This is a genomic window from Pseudoduganella buxea (assembly GCF_009720835.1).
Classification (GTDB): domain Bacteria; phylum Pseudomonadota; class Gammaproteobacteria; order Burkholderiales; family Burkholderiaceae_D; genus Rugamonas; species Rugamonas buxea.
Window position 1 is genome coordinate 13,635 of sequence record NZ_WNKZ01000054.1, and the last position, 21,156, is coordinate 34,790.

Here is a 21,156-nt window from a genome sequence, read left to right on the forward strand (position 1 = left end):
GTTCCCTACGGACGGCCGGCGAGCACGGCCCGGAAGGTCACTTCCACCAGTTGGGCGGGAAACGCCAGGCGCGAGACGCCGATCAGGTTGCTGGCGCACTGCGGCTGGTCGACGCCGTACATGGCTTTCCGGACCTTGCCCGCCGCGGCGAAGGCCGCGTCCACGTCGAGCACGTACAGGGTTTCCTCGACGACGTCGTCCAGACCTGCGCCGTAGCGGGCCAGCAAGGCCTTGGCATTCAGGTAGGTCTGGTGCAGCTGGGCTTCCATCTGTGAAAAATCGACGGGCTTGCCCGCGGCGTCGACGTCGGCCGGCGCCACCAGCCGGCCTTCGCCGTCATGGCTCAACTGGCCGGAAATATAGATCGTGTCCTTGACCTGGACGGCCTGCACATAACCGTACTGGTCTTCCCACGCTACGCCGAAGTTCTCGACTTTTTTCTCGATTGGCATGCTGTTTCGCCCTCCATGAAAGTGACGGTGCGGCAGGCGCACTGCCCGCCCGATCCGTGGATGATAACGTTGCCGGCCCAGGGCCGCCTCCCTCATGCAGCGCAGGCGGTTTTCTCCCGATGGTTTCCGCAACCGACCGCGTAGGGCGAGCGCCGGCTAGTCGCAGCTGCTGCGGTCGGCCGCGGCGCGGATCTCCGTCCCCTGGTGAAAAGTGTTTTTCCAGCCGTCCCGCTGCAGCACCCAGATGCGCACATACCGGCCATGGAAGACCTTGCGGCCTTCCTCCTGGCTGTGAAACTCGCCGGCGACGATGGCCGTCTTGCCGCCATCGAGCAGCTGGATTTCCGCCGTGTCGTTGTAATAGGTCTGGAAACGGAAATCGCCCCGCTCCAGCGCGGTCAGCAGCTCCGTCTTGCTGCGAACCCTGCCCCGGCTTTCCACGTGACGATAGTAGCGGTCCATCAGGCGCTGCAGGGCCGGAATGTCCCGTTGCACGATGGCGTCGGCCCGCTGCTTTTCGAGCGCCATCAACGCCGACTCGGTCGCACTCCGGGCGGGCGCGTTGCGCGTGGTCGATGACTGCGCTGCGGCGGCGTGGCAGCCCAGAGACTGGACCACGAAGAAAACCAGGACAGCGGCCAGCACTTTCATTACACATCCCCCTCGGCATGGACCTCAAGCACGCTAGCGATCATAGCAGTACCGGCCGCGTCCCGGCAGTCTGCAAGCCGCCCGCATGCGCGCTGGCCCACGCTAGGTCTCACCCAGGCTGTCGAGGATCGCCTTGCGGTAGCTTCGGCTGATGCGCAGGCGTTCGCCGGTGCGCAGCACCGCTTCGTATTCGCCATCGGCACGAAGCTCGAGCGTGGCGATCCGGTCGAGATTGACGATGGCGGAGCGGTGTATGCGGCGAAAGCCGTGCGCGGCCAGCAGGCCATCGAGCTCGGTCAGGCTGCGGCGCAGCATGTGGGCACGCCCGCCCGCATGCAGGGTCGAATAGTAGTCGCTGGCCTCGACCCAATCGATTTCGGCGAACTTCACGACATCGAGCGTGCCGGCGTTCCTGACCAGGAAGCGGCGGCCCATTCCCGATCCCGCCACGCGCGCCTTCACCCGCGCCAGCACCGTGAAGAAGCGCGCGTCACCGAAGGGCTTCAGGATATAGTCGAGCGCGCCCACTTCGAACGCCTTCAGCGCGAACTGGTGATGGGCCGTGACGAAGACGATGGCAAATTCCGGCGCCGAACCGAGGCGCTCGAGCAAGGTGAAGCCGTCGCATTCCGGCATTTCAATGTCGAGGAAGACGAGGTCTGGCCGGCACGCCGGCAGGGCCGCCATGGCTTCCTCGGCACAGCCACACTGGGCCACCACCTCGATGGCAGGGTCCTGCGCCAGCAGCGCCACCAGGTTGCGGCGCGCCAGCGGTTCATCGTCGACGATCACGGCCCGCAAGGCACTCATCTGGCAATCCGGTAAGGCAGCGCGACGGTGGCGAGCACGCCCGCCGTACCGTCGTTTTGCAAGGTCAGGGCCTGGGCGTGCCCATACAGTGCGTGCAGGCGCTGGCGCGTATTGGACAAACCGACGCCGGCCGGCACGGGATCTGCCAGCAGCGGGCCTTCGTTGAATACCTGAAGGGTCAGGACCGCGCCGTCGCTGGCGGCGGCGACCCGCAGCGCGCCACCCTTGCCGCGCTGTGCGATGCCGTGCTGGATGGCGTTTTCCACCAGCGGCTGGAGGATGAACTCGGGCACCTGGGCCGTCATCAGCGCGTCGGGGATGTCGATGCGGCAGCGCAGCCGCGCGCCGAAGCGCATCTGCTGGATGCCCAGGTATTTGCCCAGGAAATCGATCTCTTCCCCCAGCGTGACGAACTGCCCCGTCGTCTGGTCCGTCACGCGGCGCAGCAGGTCGCCCAGCGCGGCCGTCATGTCGACGGCTTCGCCATTGCGCTGTTCCCGGATCAGCGCCGTGATGGCGTTGAGCGCATTGAAGATGAAATGGGGTTCGAGCTGGAGCCTGAGCGCGGCCAGCTGCGATTGTGCCAGCGACTCGGACAGCCGCGCGCTGGCCGCTTGCTGAAACAACAGCCGGGAGCGCGTCTCGAAGGTAATGCTCAGCACGATAACGGCGCCGTAGACCATGACAGTCCCGGGCAGGTTGCCCAGCAGTTTCGATTTGAGCAGCGGCAGCAAGGGGTCCGCTTGCGGGTACGCATAAGGATTCGTCACGTGTTCGAGCAGCGATGTCCAGGCGGCCCAGAGCGCCCAGATCGCCAGGCACGCCGCGCCGTGCACGAGCCACGGCAGCACCGCCCTGGTGGGAATGGGATGGTGCCTCAGGAAGTACAGCGCCACCGGTGTCAGCATGGCCCAAGGTGCCCAGGACACCACGGTGACGCAAAACAGTGTCACCCAGGCGTGCTCCATGCCCATCGCATGCATCGACACCACGGTCTGCAGGCCGTCGAACACCCCGATGGCAAGCCAGGCGACCGATGCAGTTGGCCACCCGTCGCGTATAGAAAAATTCTTGCTCCAAGTCATGGCGCAATCATAGAGGAAACGAACTTGCCTCGGAACACTTTGCAGCGAATGCACGGCCCCGTGCAGCGAGCCGCCTGGCATGGCCGGCAGGGCAATGACACACTGGTTGCCTTGTCAACCAACCGCTACGACCACCATGAATCGACGTGACCTCTTCCGTGCAAGCACCGCCTCGGCCTTGATGGCCGCCCTTCCCCGCATCGGCGACGCAGCCGTGCCTGCGACCGTGGCGCCGGCGCTGGCGCCCCCTGCGCAAGGGCCGATCGACGTGGCTTTCCTGCTGTCGGACGGCGCCGTGCTGATCGATTTCACGGGGCCGTGGGAGGTGTTCCAGAACGTGATGATTCCGGGGCGGGACGACGGGCCCCTGTTCCGCCTGTTCACGGTCGCCGAAACGACGGCGCCCATCAAGGCCGGGGGCAGCATGACGATCACGCCGGAATACACTTTCGCCACGGCGCCGCCGCCCCAGATCGTCGTCATTCCCGCGCAAGGCGGGCCCAGCCCCGCAGCCATCGCCTGGATCAGGGAAGCGGCGCGTACGGCGGCGCTGACGATGTCGGTGTGCACGGGCGCATTCGTGCTTGCGAAAACCGGGCTGTTGTCCGGCAAGCGCGCCACCACTCACCACGGATCCTTCAGGCAGTTCGCCATGGAATTCCCGGATGTCCATTTGGCGCGGGGTGCCCGCTTCGTCGAGTCCGGAAAATTCGCCAGCGCGGGCGGCTTGTCCTCGGGGATCGACCTGGCGCTGCGCGTGGTGGAACGCTACTTCGGTCGCACCGTGGCGCGCAATACGGCCAATGTGCTGGAATACCAGGGCCAGGGCTGGCTCGATCCCATGTCGAACCGGGCCTATGCCCGGCGCCGCACGGCAAGCGGCGCGCATCCGCTGTGCCCCGTCTGCGAGATGGAAGTGGACAAGGCCACGGCCGCCACGTCCACCTACCGGCGTAGGACCTATTATTTCTGCATGGCCGAGCACAAGACGGCGTTCGATGCGGGACCGATGGGCTTCCTGGGCGGTTGAGAACGCCCAGGCGGAGCGTGTTTTCGCGACGCGCACCCGATCGACCGCTCGTGACTTTTGGCGAGATTTTTGAGTGGCAGTAGGTGTTATGCTAAAGGCATCATTTCCGCTACCACCATTTCCCAAGGAACCCAATGCGCGCTTTTTTATCCATGCTCGCAACTGCCGCAGTGCTCGCATCTCCAACTGCCAGCGCTGCTGATACGTGGCAGTTCGGCGACTGGCTTGTCACTTCCCAGACCGCCGGCCAGAGCATCAGTCTTGTTTCCCAATCCCCATCCGCAACCGTGATCTCGCTTGATTCGTTCGCGGCTGCCACCATGGGGCATGCTGGCAACGCGTCGACTTATTTTAACGTCATCATTCCGGAGGGAGTCGTCGCGACGGGGTTCACGATGACGGCGTACCTGAACGGCACCGGCTCCAACTCGTTCGCCGTGATTGCGGACGTAGTTGAAGTAGATATGTCCAACGCGGGCAACCTGCACGCTCCCAATAACCTCGACGGGGCGTTCATCGCAACAGGGTCGATCGTTCCCGTCTTCGCCGCCCCGGAAACCTTCGATCTGAAGGGCCACGTTCGCTTCTCCCTGGGAAGTTACGAGTATGGCGACATCGGGGCCGAAAAGTTCACGCTGACCCTCCAGACCGCCCCGGTGCCGGAACCGCAAACCTGGCTGATGCTCGGTGGTGGCCTGGCGCTGATGGGCGCGGCCGTCGCGCGCAAGCGCCGCCGCTGAAGAAAGCCAGTCACGGCGGGAACCCGGCGCGCGGATGACTTGCGTGGGCGTATCCCGTGGTGACGAAACGGAGTGAAGAAAACGCCGCTGCAAAGCGGCGTTTTTCATGAAAGCCGAGGATGCTTGCCGCCGATCGGAGACAGCTCCGCCCCTGGTGGCGATGGCCAGTGAAAATACGGCGCCGGCCGCGGGCATCTTGCCGGATCGATTGTCAGTGCGCCGCCACCCGCACCCCACTGCCCTTGAGCGCCGCCGGCCGGGGATCGAGCCGGTCCAGCCGGCCGGACAGTGCCGTCAGGCCGAAGGCGGCCAGCACGACCAGGGCGCCGATCCAGCCCGTGTGCACCAGGCCCAGCTCCTCGACGATATGGCCGCCGCCCCAGGCGCCGCCGGCGATGCCCAGGTTGAAGGCGGCGATATTCAGGCCTGAGGCGACATCGACGGCGCGGGGCGCGAAGCGCTCGGCCTGCTGCACGACGTACACCTGCAGGCCCGCCACGTTGCCGAAGGCAACGGCGCCCCAGGCCAGCACGGTCAGCACCACCAGCCACGGGTTCGATGCCGTGAACGACAGCACCAGCAGCACGGCCGCCAGGCCCAGGAAGATGATCTTCAGGGCGCTGACGGGCCCGCGCCGGTCGGCCAGCTTGCCACCCCAGATATTGCCGATGGCGACGGAAATACCGTACACCAGCATCACGGCGCCCACGGCGCTTTCACCGAAGCCGCCCAGGCGTTGCAGGATCGGCGCCAGGTAGGTGAAGGCGATGAAGGAGCCGCCGTAGCCGACGGCCGTCATGGCGTACACCAGCAGCAGGCGCGGCTGGCGCAGCACCTGCAACTGCTGCAATAGCGAGGCGGGCGGCGTGTGACGGATCGACGCGGGCACGAACACCAGGCTGCCGACAAAGGCGAGCACGCCCAGGCTGGAGACAGCCAGGAAGGTTTCGCGCCAGCCGAAATGCTGGCCGATGAAGGTGCCCAGCGGCACGCCGGTGACGAGGGCCACCGTCAGGCCCGTGAACATGATGGCAATCGCACTGGCTGCCTTTTCCTTCGGCACCAGCGATGTGGCAATGGTGGAACCGATCGAGAAGAACACGCCGTGCGCCAGGCCCGTCAGAATGCGGGCGGCCACCAGCGATGTGTAGCCGGGTGCCTGCCAGGCCATCAGGTTGCCGGCGGTGAACAGCACCATCAGGGACAGCAGCAGGATCTTGCGGGGCAGCTTGCCCGTCAGCGCCGTCAAGACGGGCGCGCCGACGGCCACGCCCAGGGCGTACAGGCTGACCAGCAGGCCGGCCGAAGGAAGGGTGACGCCGAGGTCGGCGGCAATGGTGGGCAGCAGGCCGACGATGACGAATTCGGTCGTGCCGATGGCAAACGCGCTGATGGTCAGCGCCAGCAAGGCAAGGGGCATGGCGACTCCTGGTAAAGTGGAAGCCATGCAGTATCCCGGCTTTTATTCCTTCGAAAAAGCCCGGGCTGGACAGAACATATTTGAACTCAATTCAACAATGATGAACAGCGACGCCCTTCAGCAACTGCTGACCCGTGAAATGCCTTACGGTAAATACAAGGGCCGCAAGCTGGCCGACCTGCCGGGTCACTATCTGGGCTGGATGGCCGGTGCCGGCTTTCCGAAAGGCGAGCTGGGCGCGCTGCTGGCGCTGATGTACGAACTCGACCACAACGACTTGCGCGGCCTGCTCGATCCGCTGCGCCAGGGACGGTCCGGGCTGCGCTAGAGCCGCCGGATCGCCAGCTCCGGGTAGCCCGTGGCGAGGTCGAGCTCGCGGGCAAAGGCGTGCCCAGCCAGCAGTGCGATCAACAGCTCGGCGGTGGTGCGGACGATGCAGCCCGGTGCCACGTGTCCGCCCAACACCGCGCCATCGGGCCCCGCAACGCTCATGTGCAGGTGGGCGCCGTCCGGCGAAACGGTGCCGGCCAGGGTCAGGATTTCCAGGTCGCCGGCGAGCTCGGTCGGCAGCGGCCGGCCGGCGTAGCGCAGCCGTGCCACGGAGAGGCTGCCAATGCCCTGCAGGACAAAGGCCGCGCCGGCACCGTGCACCCGCACGGCCGCCTCGATAGCGGCGCGCAGGTCGTCGCCGGGGGCCAATCTCAAGGGTAAGGCTTGCATGGCTGGGATTCTTGAATGGATTCAATCACCTGCAACGGTGACAAATTGTCGGGCCACAACAGCTCTTCAAAATGTGAAATAAAGCCACTGCTGTGTTACTTTCTGGTGGGTGTTTGTCCTACAAACCACCCTCCTTCGCTCTTATAAAAATGCCCAACCGGGGGGCCTAAGATGAGCACTCCTTTACATGACGCGCACCTTGACAAGCGGGTGCCAGGCCAGCAGACCTGCAGGTCGTAAAGGACTGCAATGTCCTCATCATACAAGGAGATCACCATGGCATCATCGAACCAAGGCGGTAATCAGGGCGGCAACAACCAGGGCGGCAACAAGGGGAGCAAGCAGAGCGGCGACACCAGCAATCGCGGGTTCGCCTCGATGGATCCGCAGCGGCAGCGCGAAATCGCCAGCGAAGGCGGCCGTGCCGCACACGCATCCGGCAATGCTCACGAGTTCACGTCCGAGGAAGCCCGTAAAGCCGGCAGCATGAGCCACAAGAACGACGGCAACCGTCAAAGCGGCTCGCAAGGCTCCGGCGGTGGCGGCGGCAACGCGGCCAGCAGCGGCGGCAACACGGGCGGCAGCGGTGGTACCCGCGGCGGTACGCCGGAACAGCACGCCCAGGCCGGTCGGCAAAGCCACAAAAACGACGACAAGCGCTGAGCAAAGGGCAGCGCCCCAAGCCTGATCCCCGGCGTGGACGGGGAACGACAAAGCCGCTCGCGAGAGCGGCTTTTGCTTTGTTCTACCATTGGCTTCGTGTCGACATTCGTGCCTGACCCCGATGTTGACACAGACTCGGCTATGGCCCCGTGAAGGACAGCCGCCGGCCTTCGCGCAGCATGCGTTCGAAATCGGCGGCAGGGACGGGTTGGCTGAACAGGTAGCCTTGCAGCTGGTCGCAGCCCAGCTCGCGCAAGAAGTGCATCTGCTCCATCGTTTCCACCCCTTCGGCGACAATTTCCTGGCGCAGCTGCTGCCCCATCGTGACGATGGCGCGGGCGATGGCGCAGTCGTTCTGCTCGTGCGGCAGGCCGACGACGAAGGCACGGTCGATCTTCAGGGTGCTGATGGGGAATTTCTTCAGGTAGGCCAGGCTGGAATAGCCGGTGCCGAAATCGTCCAGCGCCAGCGCCAGGCCCATCGCCACCAGCTCGTTCATGATGGCGATGACGCTGTCGGCGCCCCGCACCAGCAGGCTTTCCGTGATCTCCAGCATCAGCTGTTCGGGGTGGACCTGGTACTGCTCCAGCACCTGCCCCATCCGCTGCGGCAGGCCGCGGTCGAACTGCCTGGCCGACAGGTTGACGGCCACGGGCGGCATGATGACATTGGCGTCGCGCCACTGGCGGATCTGGCGGCAGGCCTCTTCCACCACCCAGTTGCCCAGTTCCGTGATCAGGCCCGTCTCTTCGGCCACGGGAATGAACACGCCCGGCGACACGAGGCCCCGCACGGGATGGCGCCAGCGCAGCAGCGCCTCGGCGCCGACGATGCGGCCGCTGCGCAGGCTGACCTTGGGCTGGTAGTACAGCATCAGCTCGTCGTTCGCCAGTGCGTCGCGCAGCTCGCTTTCGATGCGCAGGTGTTCCTTGGCGCGCTGGTTCATTTCCTCGCTGAAGAACAGCAGGGCCGGCTCGTGGGTGCGCCCGGCCCGGCTCGACGCCACGTCGGCGCCGCGCAGCAGCGTTTCCGGGTCGGCCGCGTCGTCCGGGTAGACGGCGATGCCCACGTGCGTGCCCACCTGCAGCGAGTGCGGGCCCGTGACGATGGGCGCGGCCAGGCTGTCGATCAGCTTGCGCGCCACCAGCGCGGCATGCTCGCGCTTTTCCACGTGCAACAGGCCGATGGCGAACTTGCCGCCGTCCAGCCGCGCCAGCAGGTCGCCCTCGCGCAAGGTGGCGCGCAGCAGCCGCGCCACTTCCACCAGCAGCGCATTGCCCACTTCATGGCCCAAGGTGTCGCTGATGGAACCGAGGCGCCCCACTTCCACGACGAGCACGGCGCCGTGCGTACGCGTGCGGCGCGCCTCCGTCATGGCCTGGCCCAGCAGCTGGGTCAGCAGGCCCTGGTTCGGCAGGCCAGTCAGTGCGTCGTAGTTCGCCATCTTCTGCATGCGCGCTTCGACGGCCTTGTGGCGGCTGATATCGGAAAACAGCGAGAAGGTATGGCTGATGCGGCCCCGTTCGTCGCGCACGGCGCTGATCGTGACGGACTGGGGGAACAGCTCGCCATTCTTGCGCCGGCCGACGATCTCACCTCGCCATGGCCCCGCGCCCTGCATGGCCGAACGCACCTGGGCGCGCAGGTCGGCGTCGTGCACGCCCGAGCGCAGCAGGTCCGGTGTCTGGCCGATTGCCTCGGCCATCGTGTAGCCCGTGATGCGCGTGAAGGCGCCGTTGATCGACACGATGCGCTCGTTGGCGTCCGTGATCAGGACGCCCTGGTCGCTGTCCTCGATGATGCGGGCGTGCAGGCTGGTTTTTTCCTGCAGCGACAGGCCCTGGTTCACTCGCGCCAGCCGCACCTGCATGCCGCAGGGTTCGCCGCTGTCGTCGCAGGCCAGCGCGATCGACAGCCGTACCCAGATCACTTCGCCCGATTTGCGGCGCCGCCGCACATCCGTCACGGCACTGCCCGATTCCAGCACCAGCTCGGCGATATTGCCGGCCTCGTCGTCGTCCACGTACAGGAACAACACGTGCTGGCCGAGTGCCTCGTCGGCCGTGTAGCCGAACATCTGCTCGGCGCCAGGATTCCAGCCCGTCACGTAGCCGGCCAGGTCCAGCTCCATCGCGGCAGCCGGCGCGGTCGCCGCCGTTTGTGCCATCAGCGCCGCCTCCAGCTGGGCCAGGGTCTGCGCCAATGCCTCGCCCTGCTGGCCGCGCGCGGCCCGCACCAGGCTCAGGCACTGATCGATTTCCGGCTCATGCATCGCGTTTGCCCGTCACGCTCAGCATCCACGCATAGGCGTCGCCCACCAGCGCGTTGAACTCGTCGCCGTCCAGCTGCACCGATTCCAGGCCGGCCGCGACGGCGTCGAACTCGCCCCGCTCGGCCGCTTCCACCAGGGCCAGCAAGGTGCCCAGTTCGCCCGTGCGCTCCAGCAATGCCCGCTGCACGGCATCGGCCAGCGCCAGCGGCGCCAGCACCTGGGGCAGCGGGCTGCCGAACAGCACACCCAGCAGCGAAAACATGCCGGACATGAAGGCCTGCTCCTGGTGCTGCTTGTCCAGGCCCGCCGCACGCGCCAGCAGTTCCATCAGCCGCGCCCGTACGGACACCCGGGCCAGCAGCATCGGCGAGCGCACGTCGCCCTCGCGCGAAGCGAACAGCATCAGGTTCAGCCAGCGGCGCAACTGCTGACGGCCCAGGATCAGGATGGCCTGCGAGAAGCTGGTGACCTTGCGCCCCACGGCCGCGCCGCCGCTGCGCAGGGAATTGACGAGGCGCAGCAGGTGATACGACAAGGTGGGGTCGCGCCGCAGCAGCGCTTCGATTTCATGGGTATCGGCGTCGTTGCTGACCAGCTGCACCAGCTGCAGGGCCAGTGCCCGCGACGCGGCCTGCTGGCCGACCGGCTTCGGCGGTGGCGCCAGTGGCCAGTCGCCGCCGATATAGGCGATGCCGGCCGGAACCGCGGCGGGCAGCGCGGCCTCGGCCTGCAACACGGTGGTGCCCGTCAGGCGCACCCAGCCGGCGCTGCCCAAGGCATCGGCCAGCGCCGCCGGCACGCCCGTGCGGTAGTGGCAGGGCAACTGGCCGGCGAGGGCCGTCAGCGCCGGCGGCAACGCTTCCGGTGCGCCCTGCCCGCCCGTGCACAGCACCAGCGCCGCCGGCTTGCCGAGGCGGTCAGCCAGCAATTGCAGAAAAACGGGACTTGTATTCATCGGGCGGGTTCGGCAGGAAAGAGGCAGGCGCAGCGCGCCGGGAACCCTATGGTACTCCTAAACTGTTGGCAACAGTCAATAGTTTCCAGGCATCACTTGCCTAAATATCGTGCAAATCTTGCGTTGTCGCAAGTGGCACGTGGTGCGGCAAGGATTGGGGCAGATGCAGGCACAATCGGTCGAACAACATGGGGCGGCGCATGCGCTCCAGCCACCAGTTCAGTGCCGCGCCCCCTTCGCCCGTGCGCCACGCCAGATAGAACGTTTCGTCCGGCTTCGGTTCCTCCACCGCCTTTTCCACCAGCAGCCCGGCCGCGATGGCCGCGCGGGCACAGGGCTCGGGCAGGAAGCCGAAGCCCAGGCCGGCCAGCTGGTATTGCAGCTTCGACGTCATGTCCGGCACCGTCAAGGTGTCCTGCCCTAGCAACAAGCCGACCGTGCGGGGCGCCATCTGCCGGGCCGAGTCGGCCATGACGATGGCGCGGTAGTGCTGCAGGTCGTTGCGGCCCAGGGGCCCCGGCAGTGCCGCCAGCGGATGGCCAGGCGCCACGGCGAACACCCAGCGCAGGCTGCCGATGGGCTGGGACACGTAGCCGCCGCCGGCCGGGCCGTCGCCGGGCGCGCCCACCACCAGGTCGACGCGCCGGTCCAGCAGTGCTTCCCACGTGCCGGACAGGGCTTCGCGAACGATACGCAGCCGGGTCTGCTGGGCCACGCCATAGAAGGCACGGATATCGGCATCGAAGGCCAGGCTGGAAAACATCGAGTCGTGGCCGATGGCCAGTTCCGTCTCCCAGCCGGACGCCACCCGCCGCACACGGTGTTCCAGGTCCTGGGCCGCCTTGAGCAGGTAGCGTCCTTCCTTCAGCAATTCGCGCCCGGCGCGGGTCAACTCGACGCGGGGGCCGTTGCGCTCGAAGACCTGCACACCCAGGTCGTCCTCCAGCTTGCCGACCGTATAGGAAATCGTCGACGGCACCCGGTGCAACTCCTTGCCGGCGGCGGAAAACGAGCCGCGCCGGTCGATGGCGTCGACGATCTGCAGGGCTTCAAGGCTCAGTCTAAGCATGTTCGAATTTTTCGATAATGGAGCGGTAATTTTTCCGTTTTTTAATTCGGAGAGAGGGGCATATACTTCTTTCATCGGGGCGGCAATACGAAAAAAAGCCCGAAACGAAGCATTCGAAATTGTCGCACAAACCAAACATAAAGGAGCTCATCATGATCCAAGTACGCAAATCCGACGACCGCGGCCTGGCCAATCACGGCTGGCTGAAATCGCGCCACACCTTCTCCTTCGGCAGCTATTACGACGAAGAGCATACCGGTTTCGGCCCCCTGCTCGTCATCAACGAAGACCGCGTGGCCCCCGGCCAGGGCTTCGGCACCCACGGCCACCGCGACATGGAAATCATCTCGTATGTGCTGGAAGGCGCGCTGGAGCACCAGGACAGCATGGGCAACGGCTCGGTACTGCATTACGGCGACGTGCAAAGGATGACGGCCGGCACCGGCGTGCGTCACAGCGAGTTCAACCACTCGAAAACGGAAGGCGTGCACTTCCTGCAGATCTGGGTCCAGCCCAACCAGGCAGGTGTAACGCCAGGCTACGAGGAGAAGCACTTCACGCCGGAAAGCAAGGCTGGCCAGCTGCGCCTGATCGCCTCCAGCGACGGCCGCGACGGCTCCGTGCTGATCCATCAGGATGCGTCGATCTTCGCCACCATCCTGAACGGCGCCGATGCCGTGACGCACACCCTGGCCGCCGGCCGCACCGCGTATGTGCATGTGATCCGCGGCAGCGTCACCGTCAACGGCACCGCGCTGGCCGGCGGCGACGCGCTGAAGGTGACTGGCGAGACGGCAGTCAGCCTGGGCCAGGCCGAGGCGGCCGAGGTGCTGGTGTTTGATTTACCCTACTGAGCCGACGTTCCGGATCGCCGATATCGTGCTGCCCATGCATCGCGGTATCGGCTTCCCGTACCGAGGCGGGCCTCCAATGCCCGCCGGTAAATTTGTTATGATGACGGGTGCGCCGCAGTCACGGCGCACCCGTTATGACCTCTGGAACCTTCGAAAAGAGCACACCATGCAATCCGCCCCCGCCGCAGCCGCCGACCTCGATTACGTCACTTCCTGCGCGCTGCCGACTCCGTGGGCCGAATTCACCTTGCATGCCTTTGTCGAGCATTCGACAGGCAAGGAGCACCTGGCCATGGTGCTGGGCGATATCGGCGACGGCGCGCCCGTGCTGGCACGGGTGCACAGCGAATGCCTGACGGGCGACGTGCTGTTTTCCCAGCGCTGCGACTGCGGCGCCCAGCTCGAGGGCGCCTTGCGGCGCATCGCCGCCGAAGGCCGGGGCGTGCTGCTGTATCTGCGCCAGGAAGGCCGCGGTATCGGCCTGTTGAACAAGATGCGCGCCTACCGCCTGCAGGAAGCGGGCGCCGATACGGTGCAGGCGAACGAGCAGCTGGGCTTCAAGCCGGACCAGCGCAGCTATGAGCTGGTGGCGCCCATGCTGCACCAGTTCGGCGTGCAGAGCCTGCGCCTGATGACGAACAATCCCCGCAAGATCGCGGCAATGGAAAAGCTGGGCGTACCGGTGGCCGAGCGCGTGCCGCTGCTGGTGAACCGCAATGTCTTCAACCAGCACTACCTGAACACGAAGGCCCTGAAACTGGGCCACATGATGACGCCGGTCGTTGCCACCGCGACAACGGACGGCGAGCAGTAACACGGGCGCCGGCTTAAAGCGCGCTTAAGGGCTGCCGTCACGGGGCCGCCTTTACGTGCCTTTGCATTCCCGCCCCTGTTGTCCGACAAGTTTCATGCGGTACACTGTTCCGGATCGATTCAAAGGGACTGCATGAAACTTACCAGGCTTGCCTCCACGTTGACCTTGCTGGGTTGTACCGGTGCCGCCCTCGGCGCGCCCACGCCGCCCGCCGCCGGCCAGGGCGCACCCGCGCCGGCTGCGCAGTCCCAGAACGCCGCCCTGCCGCCCCCGTCGTCCGCTGCGCAGAAACTGTACTCCGCCGCCAAGGCCGACCTGCTGCAGGTGCGCTCCCTGCTGCGCAGCGGCCGCACGCAGTCGTCCGTCGGCTCGGGCTTTTTGGTCGGCACATCGAACCTCGTGCTGACGAATTACCACGTGGTGTCGCAGTTCGCGCTCGATCCGGAAACCTACACGGGCGAGTGGGTCGACACGGCCGGCCAGCGCGGCAACATCGAACTGCTGGCCGTCGACGTGCTGCACGACCTGGCCGTGGTGCGCGTGAACCGCTACGGCACCGGTTTCTTCAAGGTGCCCGAAGGGCCCGTCAAGCTGGCGCAAGGCCAGTACCTGTACTCGCTGGGCAATCCGCTCGACCTGGGCTTCGCCATTTCCGAAGGGGCCTACAACGGCGTCATCTCGCGCACCTTCTACGAGCAGCTGCTGTTCTCCGGCCCGATCAACTCGGGCATGAGCGGCGGCCCGGCCGTCACGGCCGACGGCGAAGTGGCCGGCGTAAACGTGTCGAAGCGGCTCGATGGTGAACTGGTCAGCTTCCTCGTGCCGATCCGCTATGCCCAGCAGCTGCTTGCGCGCGTGAAGTCCGACAGCAAGCCCCCGGCCGACTTCACGGCCGTCGTCACGCAGCAGTTGCTGACGCACCAGAAGGCCATGGTCGACCAGCTGCTGGCCGGCCCGCTGACCCTGAAGGCGATGGGCCCCTACCAGGTGCCCGTGCGCGAGTCCGAACAGATGCGCTGCTGGGGCCAGTCGAATGCGCAGGCGAACGCGCGTGGCGAGAAGCCCTACGCGGTGGACAACACCAGTTGCGCAATGGAGTCGGCCATCTTCGTGTCGAACACCCTGCAGACGGGCGCCATCGGCATCCGCCACCAGTTCATGCGCAGCACGGGGCTGGACCGGATCCGCTTCAGCCAGCTGTCGTCCGCCTCGTTCAAGAACGAGTCGCTGGGCAGCCACACGGACACGCGCCTGACGGGCCCCACCTGCACGGAACACTTCATCAAGAACCGCAGCCTGCCGATGCGCGCAGTCATGTGCGTACGCGCCTACCGCAAGTTCGCCGGCCTGTACGACTTCACCGTGCTGACGGCCAGCACGGACGACGCGCGCATGAACCTGCAAAGCCGCCTCGACGCGCGCGGCGTCTCCTACGCCAACGGCCTGCGCACCACGCGCGCCTTCCTCGATGCGCTGGCGCGCGAGGATGCCCGATGAGCGGCCCGTGCTTCGTCGAAGTCCTGGCGCGCAACGGCGACGTGCTGTCGCGCCAGCGCTGCGACACGCTGCCCGCCACCCTGGGACGCGGCTACGACAACGACGTCATCCTCGACGACGCCCACACGGCCCCGTACCACGCCGTGCTGGAACGCGATGCCGACGGCCTGCTCGTGCTGCGCGACGTGGGCAGCCGCAACGGCATCGTGCTGCACGGCCGGCGCCAGCAGAGCGTGCCGCTGGACGGCACCACGGTCGTGCGCCTGGGCCACACGCGCGTGCGCGTGCGCGACGCCGGCTTCCCCGTTGAACCCGAACTGACCGACACCACCATGCACGCGTGGGAAGGCGGCGTTCCCGCCCTCGCCGGCCTGGCCCTGGTCGCGCTGTTCGTCGGCGTCGAGCAGGCCCTGTCGGACACGGAATCGTTCCAGGCCATCCGCTACCTGCAGACCATCGCGGCGGGCATCGGCGCGGGCCTCGTATGGAGCGGTGTGTGGGCCCTGGTGAACCGCCTGTTCGCCGGCCACGCGCGGCTGGGCCGCCACCTGTTCATCCTCGGTTCAGGCCTGATCGCCATCGGCGCGTGGAAGACCATTTCGGCCGTGCTGGGCTTCGCCTGGTCGGCCGAAGCCTTCACCCGCTACGGCAACCACGTGACGACCCTGATCGTCTGCGGCATGGTGTACTTTCACCTGCGCACGATCCGGCCGCACTTCCCCACGCGCCGGCTGCTGCTGGCCTGCTCGCTGCTGCTGGGCCTGGGCTCGGGCCTGATCCTGATGAACAACCTGCAGACCAACGGCCACGCCGGCGACGAACCCTACATGTCCGTGCTGCTGCCGCCGGAAATCCGCCAGAGCCGCGACGGCAGCGTCGACGATTTCATGCAGGACGCCGCCCGCCTGCGCGCCGTTGCCGATGCCGACCGCCAGCGCGCCGTCGAAAACGGCGACGACGGCGAGGAAGGCGAGGACGACTGAACGGCATGCCGGGCAGGCGACAAACAGTGGCCGTGGCGAACGCCAAGGCCCCGACGTGGGCTGTACAATATCGGGATGAAGATGGAAACCCCGGACATTCTCGCGGCATTGCGCGAGGCCACCGCCAGCCGGCATGCCGTGCTCGATCACGCCATGCCGCTGGCACAGCACGCGCCCACCTTGCGGCACTACCGGGACCACCTGTCCCTGCTGCGCCGCTGGCTGGCGCCCCTGGAAGCATGGCAGGCCCGCTTCGGCGACGGCCCGCAGGATGCGGCCCTGCTGCCACCGGCGCCGCACCTGCCGCTGCTCGATGCCGACCTGGCCGATCCGGCGCTGGCGGACCTGCCGGCCCTGCCCCCCGCCGCCATCGACGTGCCCTGGTTCGCCGCCGACAGCGCCGCCTACCGCTGGGGCGTATCGTACGTGATCGAAGGCTCGCGGCTGGGCGGCACGGTGTTGTACCGGCACCACGCCGACCGACTGGCGCCCCATCCGCTGCGTTACCTGCACGGCGATGGCACGCCGCCCGGCCCACGCTGGCAGCAATTCCTGCGCGCGCTGCGCGACGCCGTGCAGTCGCCGGAAGGGATCGCCACGGCCTGCGCCGGCGCGCGCGATGCTTTTGACAGCCTGATCGCCCTGCAGCAGGGCGCCGACGCGAAGGCGGCCGCATGAAGGTGGGCCAGGGAGCGGGCGCGGCACCGGCAGCACCGGTGGGCCTGGACAACTGCGCCAATGAACCGATCCACATCCCCGGCCTGATCCAGCCGCACGGCGCGCTGCTGGCCTTCGATCATGCCGGTGCCCTGCGCGCGTGGAGCGACAATGCCGGCGTGCTGCTCGGCTTCCTGCCCGTGCTGGATATGCCGCTGGCGACCCTGCCGCTGGCGGCCGACGTGCTGCAGCAGTTGCACGAGTGCGTCAGCGCCAGCGCCAGCAGCGACGAAGGCTGCACGCCCACCGCCATCGAAACGGCCGTCGGCACACAGACCTTCGACTGCATCGTCCACAGCGATGCCAGCCGCGTGCTGGCCGAGTTCGAGCTGCGCGACGTCGGCAGCGAGCGGGTGGCCGCCTTCGCGCTGAAGGCCCACACGGCCATCGAGCGGCTGCGCCGGCAGAAATCCATTCCCACCTTGCTGCAACTGGCCGTCGAGCAGGTGCGCGCCATCACGGGCTTCGACCGCGTGATGGCCTACCGCTTCCGCCACGACGACAGCGGCGACGTCGTCGGCGAAGCCCGCGCCGACAGCCTGAAGCCGCTGCTCGGCATGCGCTACCCGGCCAGCGACATTCCCGCCCAGGCACGCCGGCTGTACACCATCAACACGCTGCGCCTGATCGCCGACATCGGCTACCGCCCCGTGCCCGTGGCCGTGGCGCCGGGCGACGAACCGCTGGACATGAGCCATGCCGTGCTGCGCAGCGTCTCGCCGATCCACGTCGAGTACCTGCAGAACATGGGCGTGGCCGCGTCGATGAGCGTGTCCATCGTCGTCAACGGCCGCCTGTGGGGCCTGATCGCCTGCCACCACAATACGCCGCTGCGCGTGCCCTACTCCGTGCGCATGGCCTGCGACGTGATGGCGCAGGTGCTGGCCGCCACGGTCCAGAGCATCGACGCACGCGAGCGCGCCGGTGCCATCGACGAGGCGGCGCAGGTACGCACCCACCTGATCGAAACGCTGCTGCACGAGGACGATGTGCTGGCCGCGCTGGAGCGGCACGCCGAAGGCCTGGCGCAGACGCTGGACGCCGACGCGCTGGTGTTTTCCCAGCAGGGCAAGATGTGCGTGCACGGCGACGTCGACAAGGACCTTGCCGCCGCCATCATCGCTTCGCTGCCGGCCGACGGCGAGGAAGTCCTGCAACGCAGCGCGCGCGACGAATGGCCGGCCGACACCGGCAGCCGCATCGGCCAGTGGGTCGGCATGCTCGGCCTGCACTTCGACCCGGCCACGCACGGCTGGCTGGTGGCGCTGCGGCGCGAGCAGGTGCAGACGATCCGCTGGGCCGGCAAGCCGGACAAGATCGAGAAGACGGGGCCGCTGGGCCACCGCCTGACGCCGCGCGGCTCCTTCGACGAATGGGTCGACACGGTGCACGACCGCGCCGAACCGTGGGATGACAATCGCCTCGTCGTGGCCGGTCAGCTGCTGGCCGAAATGCACCGCGCCAGCATGGCCCGCCACGCCGAGACGGAACGGGCGCGCATGCAACTGCTGGCCATGCTGGGCCATGACCTGCGCGACCCGCTGCAGTCGATCACGATGGCCGCCACGGTGCTCCAGCACGGCGCCCAGCCGCACCAGCTGGGCCAGCGCATCGAGCGCTCCAGCGGGCGTATGCAGCGCCTGATCAGCCAGGTGCTGGACATGAGCCGCCTCGACAGCGGCCTGGGCCTGGCCCTGCGCAAGGACGACACCGACATCAGCCGCCTGGTCGAGGACCTGCTGGATGAAACCCGCACGGGCCACCCCGGCACGCATTACGAAGCGGCGATCGCGCCGGGCATCCGCGCCCAGGTCGATGCCGACCGGCTGGCCCAGGTGGTCAGCAACCTGCTCAGCAACGCCCGCCACCACGGCAGCACGGGCGACGGCGTGCGCATCGCGCTGGAACGGCGGGAAGGCTTCGTCCACATCGAAGTGCGCAACGAGGGCAGCCCGATCCCGCCGGAACTGGAAGCGCAGCTGTTCAACCCCTTCAAGCGCATGGCCCTGCAGAACCAGGCCAACCGCACCGGCATGGGCCTGGGCCTGTACATCGCCGACAATGTCATGCAGGGCCACGGCGGCAAGATCGAATACCGCTACGAGGCGCCGCATGTGGTGTTTACCGCGCGGCTGCCGGTGGACGACAGCGCAACGCCTGCCCCCAACCTTTCATCGCCGCACCAATCGTGACCAACGCTGACCATCCCATGCCAAGCACCCTGCGCCACGTCGTCCTCTTCGCGTTCAAGAACAAGGCCACCGCCGAGGACATCGACACCGTCGTCACCGCCTTCGGCGCGCTGAAGGATGCCATCCCCGCCATCGTGTCCTACGAATGGGGCACCAATGTCAGCCTGGAAGGGCTGAACGACAGTTTCACCCACTGCTTCACCTTGACCTTCGCGGCCGCACCGGACCGGGACGACTACCTGAACCATCCGGAACACCAGCGCTTCGTGGGAATGCTGGGCGGCGTGCTGGAAAAGTCGCTGGTGCTCGATTACTGGGTGCAGTGACTTCGATGCCGGCGGCAAGCTCCCACGCCGGGCCGGGCCAGGCCTCCTTCGTGCCGTTCGCGGCGCTCCTCATCTCCCTGGTTTCGATGACGGCCGGCGCGTCGCTGGCCAAGCAGCTGTTCCCGATGATCGGCCCAGCCGGCACGACGGCGCTGCGCCTGACCTTCGCCGCCCTGATCCTGTCGGCCGTGTACCGTCCATGGACGCTGCGGCTGGCCGGCCAGTGGCGCGCGCTGGGGCTGTACGGCGTGTCGCTGGGCGTGATGAACCTGTGCTTCTATTCGTCGCTGGCCCATATCCCGCTGGGCATCGCGATTGCCATCGAGTTCACCGGGCCGCTGGCCGTGGCCGTGTGGACGTCGCGCCGCCGCCTGGACTTCCTGTGGATCGCGTTGGCCGTCGGCGGCCTGCTGCTGCTGTTGCCGATCACACGCTCGGCGGCGGTGCTGGATTGGCGCGGCGTGCTGCTCGCCTTCTGCGCCGGCATCTGCTGGGCCGTGTACATCCTGGCCGGCAAGCGCGCCGGCGGCCAGCACGGGCCGGCCGCATCGGCCTGCGGCATGTGGATCGGCACGCTGATCGTGCTGCCGATCGGCGTGGCGCAGGCGGGCAGCGCGCTGCTGCAGCCGGACGTGCTGATGCTGGGGCTGGCCGTGGCGCTGGTATCCAGCGCCATTCCGTATTCGCTGGAGATGGTGGCGCTGCGCCGGCTGCCGGCCAACACCTTCAGCATCCTGCTCAGCGCCGAACCGGCCATCGGCGCCCTGGTGGGTCTGGCGGTGCTGGACGAGCGGCTGACCGTGCTGCAATGGCTGGCCATCGGCGCCATCATCGTCTCCTCCGTGGGTGCGGCAATGAGCAGCCGTTTTGCGGGGGTGCGCGCGCCCGGCCCCGCTGCCGGGGTCTAGGCCGGCAGCGGCCTCACATCCACAAGCGGTACATCCAGAACGATTCGTCCTCGATGAAGCGCTGGGCGAATTCGCCCGGCGCGAAGCCGGTGATGCGTTTGGCGACCCGGCTCATATGGGCCTGGTCGGCAAAGCCTTCCGCCTGCGCCAGGTCGGCCCAGTCGAAGGCCTGGCCGGACTCGTAGCGGTCGCGCGCGGCAAAGAACAGGCTCTCCGTCTTCACCAGCGATTCCCACTCGCGCAGCGAGCGGCCGCTGAAGGCCTTGATGCGCCGCTCGACATGGCGGGGGCTGTGTTCGCGCCGCCACAGGTGGGCCTGCCAGGCCAGGCGCTCGATCCAGTGCCGCCCGAACTGGCGCAGCGAAGGCCGCGCCGATTGCCGGCCCTGCAGCGCCTGCCAGCGCGGTCCCAGGTGCCGTTCCAGCACGGCCAGCAGGTCCGCGTCCCGGCTTTCCAGCAGCGCCTGCCACAGGGGTGCGTATTGGCATTTCAGAACCTGGTCGACGGGCACGAAGCGGTCCTGGATCGCCGCCAGGTCGACGTCGAACAGGGCCTGGGCGGCATCCGGCGTGAAATGGGCGATATGGCCGCAGCCGGTCGTCGGTGCCCATGTCACGGGCGGCTGCGACTGGCTGCCCGCAATGAGGACCTGGCCGCCGAAGGGATGCCAGGCCGGTCCTTCGTCCGTCTGCCGCACCAGGCCAAGGTCCATGTCGCGGCACCAGGAAATCGTCACGATGGGCGATGCCGGAAAGTGCGTCAGCCGCTGGGCGCTGTCCAGCGGCAGCCCCCTGGTATCGCGGCCGGCCAGCGCCACCAGGGCACCCTGCAACGCCGCAGGTGCCTGCCGCAGCCACGAGCGGGCAGGCTCGCCCGCCGCCGCGAGGCGGGGCGCGCGCGCATGGGGGCTGGGGCAAGCCAGACGGATGCCGGGAAAGTCGGAGGCCATGGTGGGCAAGTATAGCAAGGGTCACGGCGCCGGAATATCAAAACATCAT

22 protein-coding genes are annotated in these 21,156 nt (G+C 67.3%); 12 read left to right on the plus strand and 10 right to left on the minus strand.

Annotated features, from left to right (window positions below; genetic code table 11):
- Window positions 1–5: 5 nt before the first annotated feature.
- The 4 genes from GM672_RS17550 to GM672_RS17565 all read right to left on the minus strand — a co-directional run bounded on the left by GM672_RS17550 (window position 6) and on the right by GM672_RS17565 (window position 3,052).
- Window positions 6–452 (minus strand): RidA family protein, encoded by a 447-nt coding sequence (locus GM672_RS17550; protein ID WP_155471830.1) that lies wholly within the window; start codon window positions 450–452, stop codon window positions 6–8.
- A gap of 156 nt (window positions 453–608) precedes the next feature.
- Window positions 609–1,103, minus strand: a complete 495-nt coding sequence (locus GM672_RS17555) for a nuclear transport factor 2 family protein (protein ID WP_155471831.1) — start codon at window positions 1,101–1,103, stop codon at window positions 609–611.
- A 102-nt stretch (window positions 1,104–1,205) separates the two neighbouring features.
- Window positions 1,206–1,913, minus strand: coding sequence for a LytR/AlgR family response regulator transcription factor (locus GM672_RS17560; RefSeq protein ID WP_155471832.1), 708 nt, complete (start codon window positions 1,911–1,913; stop codon window positions 1,206–1,208).
- On the minus strand, window positions 1,910–3,052 hold the full coding sequence (locus GM672_RS17565) for a sensor histidine kinase (RefSeq protein WP_170300120.1): 1,143 nt from the start codon (window positions 3,050–3,052) through the stop codon (window positions 1,910–1,912). The genes GM672_RS17560 and GM672_RS17565 overlap by 4 nt, the downstream gene beginning before the upstream one ends.
- An 82-nt stretch (window positions 3,053–3,134) precedes the next feature.
- Between GM672_RS17565 and GM672_RS17570 the strand changes: the two genes are divergently transcribed.
- Together GM672_RS17570 and GM672_RS28955 are read left to right on the plus strand one after the other, a co-directional pair.
- A complete protein-coding gene (locus GM672_RS17570; protein ID WP_170300121.1) occupies window positions 3,135–4,028 on the plus strand; it encodes a DJ-1/PfpI family protein in 894 nt (297 codons plus the stop codon).
- A gap of 134 nt (window positions 4,029–4,162) precedes the next feature.
- Entirely contained in the window at window positions 4,163–4,768 is a 606-nt protein-coding gene (locus tag GM672_RS28955) for a PEP-CTERM sorting domain-containing protein (RefSeq protein WP_211517385.1), read from the plus strand.
- Between the two features lie 211 nt (window positions 4,769–4,979).
- Here GM672_RS28955 and GM672_RS17580 read toward each other — a convergent pair whose 3' ends face one another.
- Complete coding sequence (locus GM672_RS17580; protein ID WP_155471835.1) at window positions 4,980–6,188, minus strand: MFS transporter; 1,209 nt, start codon at window positions 6,186–6,188, stop codon at window positions 4,980–4,982.
- Between the two features lie 100 nt (window positions 6,189–6,288).
- Between GM672_RS17580 and GM672_RS17585 the strand changes: the two genes are divergently transcribed.
- Window positions 6,289–6,516 carry a DUF3820 family protein gene (locus tag GM672_RS17585; RefSeq protein WP_155471858.1) on the plus strand — a complete coding sequence of 76 codons (228 nt, stop codon included), beginning with the start codon at window positions 6,289–6,291 and terminating at the stop codon, window positions 6,514–6,516.
- Here the strand turns inward: GM672_RS17585 and GM672_RS17590 are convergent.
- Entirely contained in the window at window positions 6,513–6,908 is a 396-nt protein-coding gene (locus tag GM672_RS17590; protein WP_155471836.1) for a PPC domain-containing DNA-binding protein, read from the minus strand. The genes GM672_RS17585 and GM672_RS17590 overlap by 4 nt on opposite strands.
- Before the next feature lie 276 nt (window positions 6,909–7,184).
- Here GM672_RS17590 and GM672_RS17595 point away from each other — a divergent pair, with 276 nt between their 5' ends.
- The gene (locus GM672_RS17595) at window positions 7,185–7,571 is read left to right on the plus strand and encodes a KGG domain-containing protein (RefSeq protein WP_155471837.1); all 387 of its coding nucleotides are present in this window, start codon (window positions 7,185–7,187) and stop codon (window positions 7,569–7,571) included.
- A gap of 139 nt (window positions 7,572–7,710) precedes the next feature.
- On the opposite strand, the gene GM672_RS17600 is transcribed toward GM672_RS17595, so the two are convergent.
- The 3 genes from GM672_RS17600 to GM672_RS17610 all read right to left on the minus strand — a co-directional run bounded on the left by GM672_RS17600 (window position 7,711) and on the right by GM672_RS17610 (window position 11,867).
- Complete coding sequence (locus GM672_RS17600; RefSeq protein WP_155471838.1) at window positions 7,711–9,843, minus strand: putative bifunctional diguanylate cyclase/phosphodiesterase; 2,133 nt, start codon at window positions 9,841–9,843, stop codon at window positions 7,711–7,713.
- Window positions 9,836–10,798, minus strand: a complete 963-nt coding sequence (locus GM672_RS17605; protein ID WP_155471839.1) for an EAL and HDOD domain-containing protein — start codon at window positions 10,796–10,798, stop codon at window positions 9,836–9,838. The genes GM672_RS17600 and GM672_RS17605 overlap by 8 nt, the downstream gene beginning before the upstream one ends.
- Before the next feature lie 100 nt (window positions 10,799–10,898).
- Window positions 10,899–11,867 carry a LysR substrate-binding domain-containing protein gene (locus tag GM672_RS17610; RefSeq protein WP_155471840.1) on the minus strand — a complete coding sequence of 323 codons (969 nt, stop codon included), beginning with the start codon at window positions 11,865–11,867 and terminating at the stop codon, window positions 10,899–10,901.
- 152 nt (window positions 11,868–12,019) lie between these two features.
- Between GM672_RS17610 and GM672_RS17615 the strand changes: the two genes are divergently transcribed.
- The 8 genes from GM672_RS17615 (at window position 12,020) to GM672_RS17650 (ending at window position 20,158) form a co-directional block, all read left to right on the plus strand.
- Window positions 12,020–12,721 carry a pirin family protein gene (locus GM672_RS17615; protein ID WP_155471841.1) on the plus strand — a complete coding sequence of 234 codons (702 nt, stop codon included), beginning with the start codon at window positions 12,020–12,022 and terminating at the stop codon, window positions 12,719–12,721.
- A 166-nt stretch (window positions 12,722–12,887) separates the two neighbouring features.
- Window positions 12,888–13,535 carry a GTP cyclohydrolase II gene (gene ribA, locus GM672_RS17620; protein ID WP_155471842.1) on the plus strand — a complete coding sequence of 216 codons (648 nt, stop codon included), beginning with the start codon at window positions 12,888–12,890 and terminating at the stop codon, window positions 13,533–13,535.
- Window positions 13,536–13,667: 132 nt separating this feature from the next.
- Window positions 13,668–15,032, plus strand: a complete 1,365-nt coding sequence (locus tag GM672_RS17625) for a S1 family peptidase (protein WP_155471843.1) — start codon at window positions 13,668–13,670, stop codon at window positions 15,030–15,032.
- Window positions 15,029–16,015, plus strand: coding sequence for an FHA domain-containing protein (locus GM672_RS17630; RefSeq protein WP_155471844.1), 987 nt, complete (start codon window positions 15,029–15,031; stop codon window positions 16,013–16,015). The genes GM672_RS17625 and GM672_RS17630 overlap by 4 nt, the downstream gene beginning before the upstream one ends.
- A 75-nt stretch (window positions 16,016–16,090) precedes the next feature.
- Window positions 16,091–16,693 (plus strand): biliverdin-producing heme oxygenase, encoded by a 603-nt coding sequence (locus tag GM672_RS17635; RefSeq protein WP_155471845.1) that lies wholly within the window; start codon window positions 16,091–16,093, stop codon window positions 16,691–16,693.
- The gene (locus GM672_RS17640) at window positions 16,690–18,924 is read left to right on the plus strand and encodes an ATP-binding protein (protein WP_155471846.1); all 2,235 of its coding nucleotides are present in this window, start codon (window positions 16,690–16,692) and stop codon (window positions 18,922–18,924) included. Before GM672_RS17635 ends, GM672_RS17640 begins: the two co-directional genes overlap by 4 nt.
- Before the next feature lie 17 nt (window positions 18,925–18,941).
- Entirely contained in the window at window positions 18,942–19,250 is a 309-nt protein-coding gene (locus GM672_RS17645; protein WP_155471847.1) for a Dabb family protein, read from the plus strand.
- A gap of 5 nt (window positions 19,251–19,255) precedes the next feature.
- Window positions 19,256–20,158 carry an EamA family transporter gene (locus GM672_RS17650; protein WP_155471848.1) on the plus strand — a complete coding sequence of 301 codons (903 nt, stop codon included), beginning with the start codon at window positions 19,256–19,258 and terminating at the stop codon, window positions 20,156–20,158.
- A 13-nt stretch (window positions 20,159–20,171) separates the two neighbouring features.
- Here GM672_RS17650 and GM672_RS17655 read toward each other — a convergent pair whose 3' ends face one another.
- Entirely contained in the window at window positions 20,172–21,107 is a 936-nt protein-coding gene (locus GM672_RS17655; RefSeq protein WP_155471849.1) for a helix-turn-helix transcriptional regulator, read from the minus strand.
- Window positions 21,108–21,156: the final 49 nt, after the last annotated feature.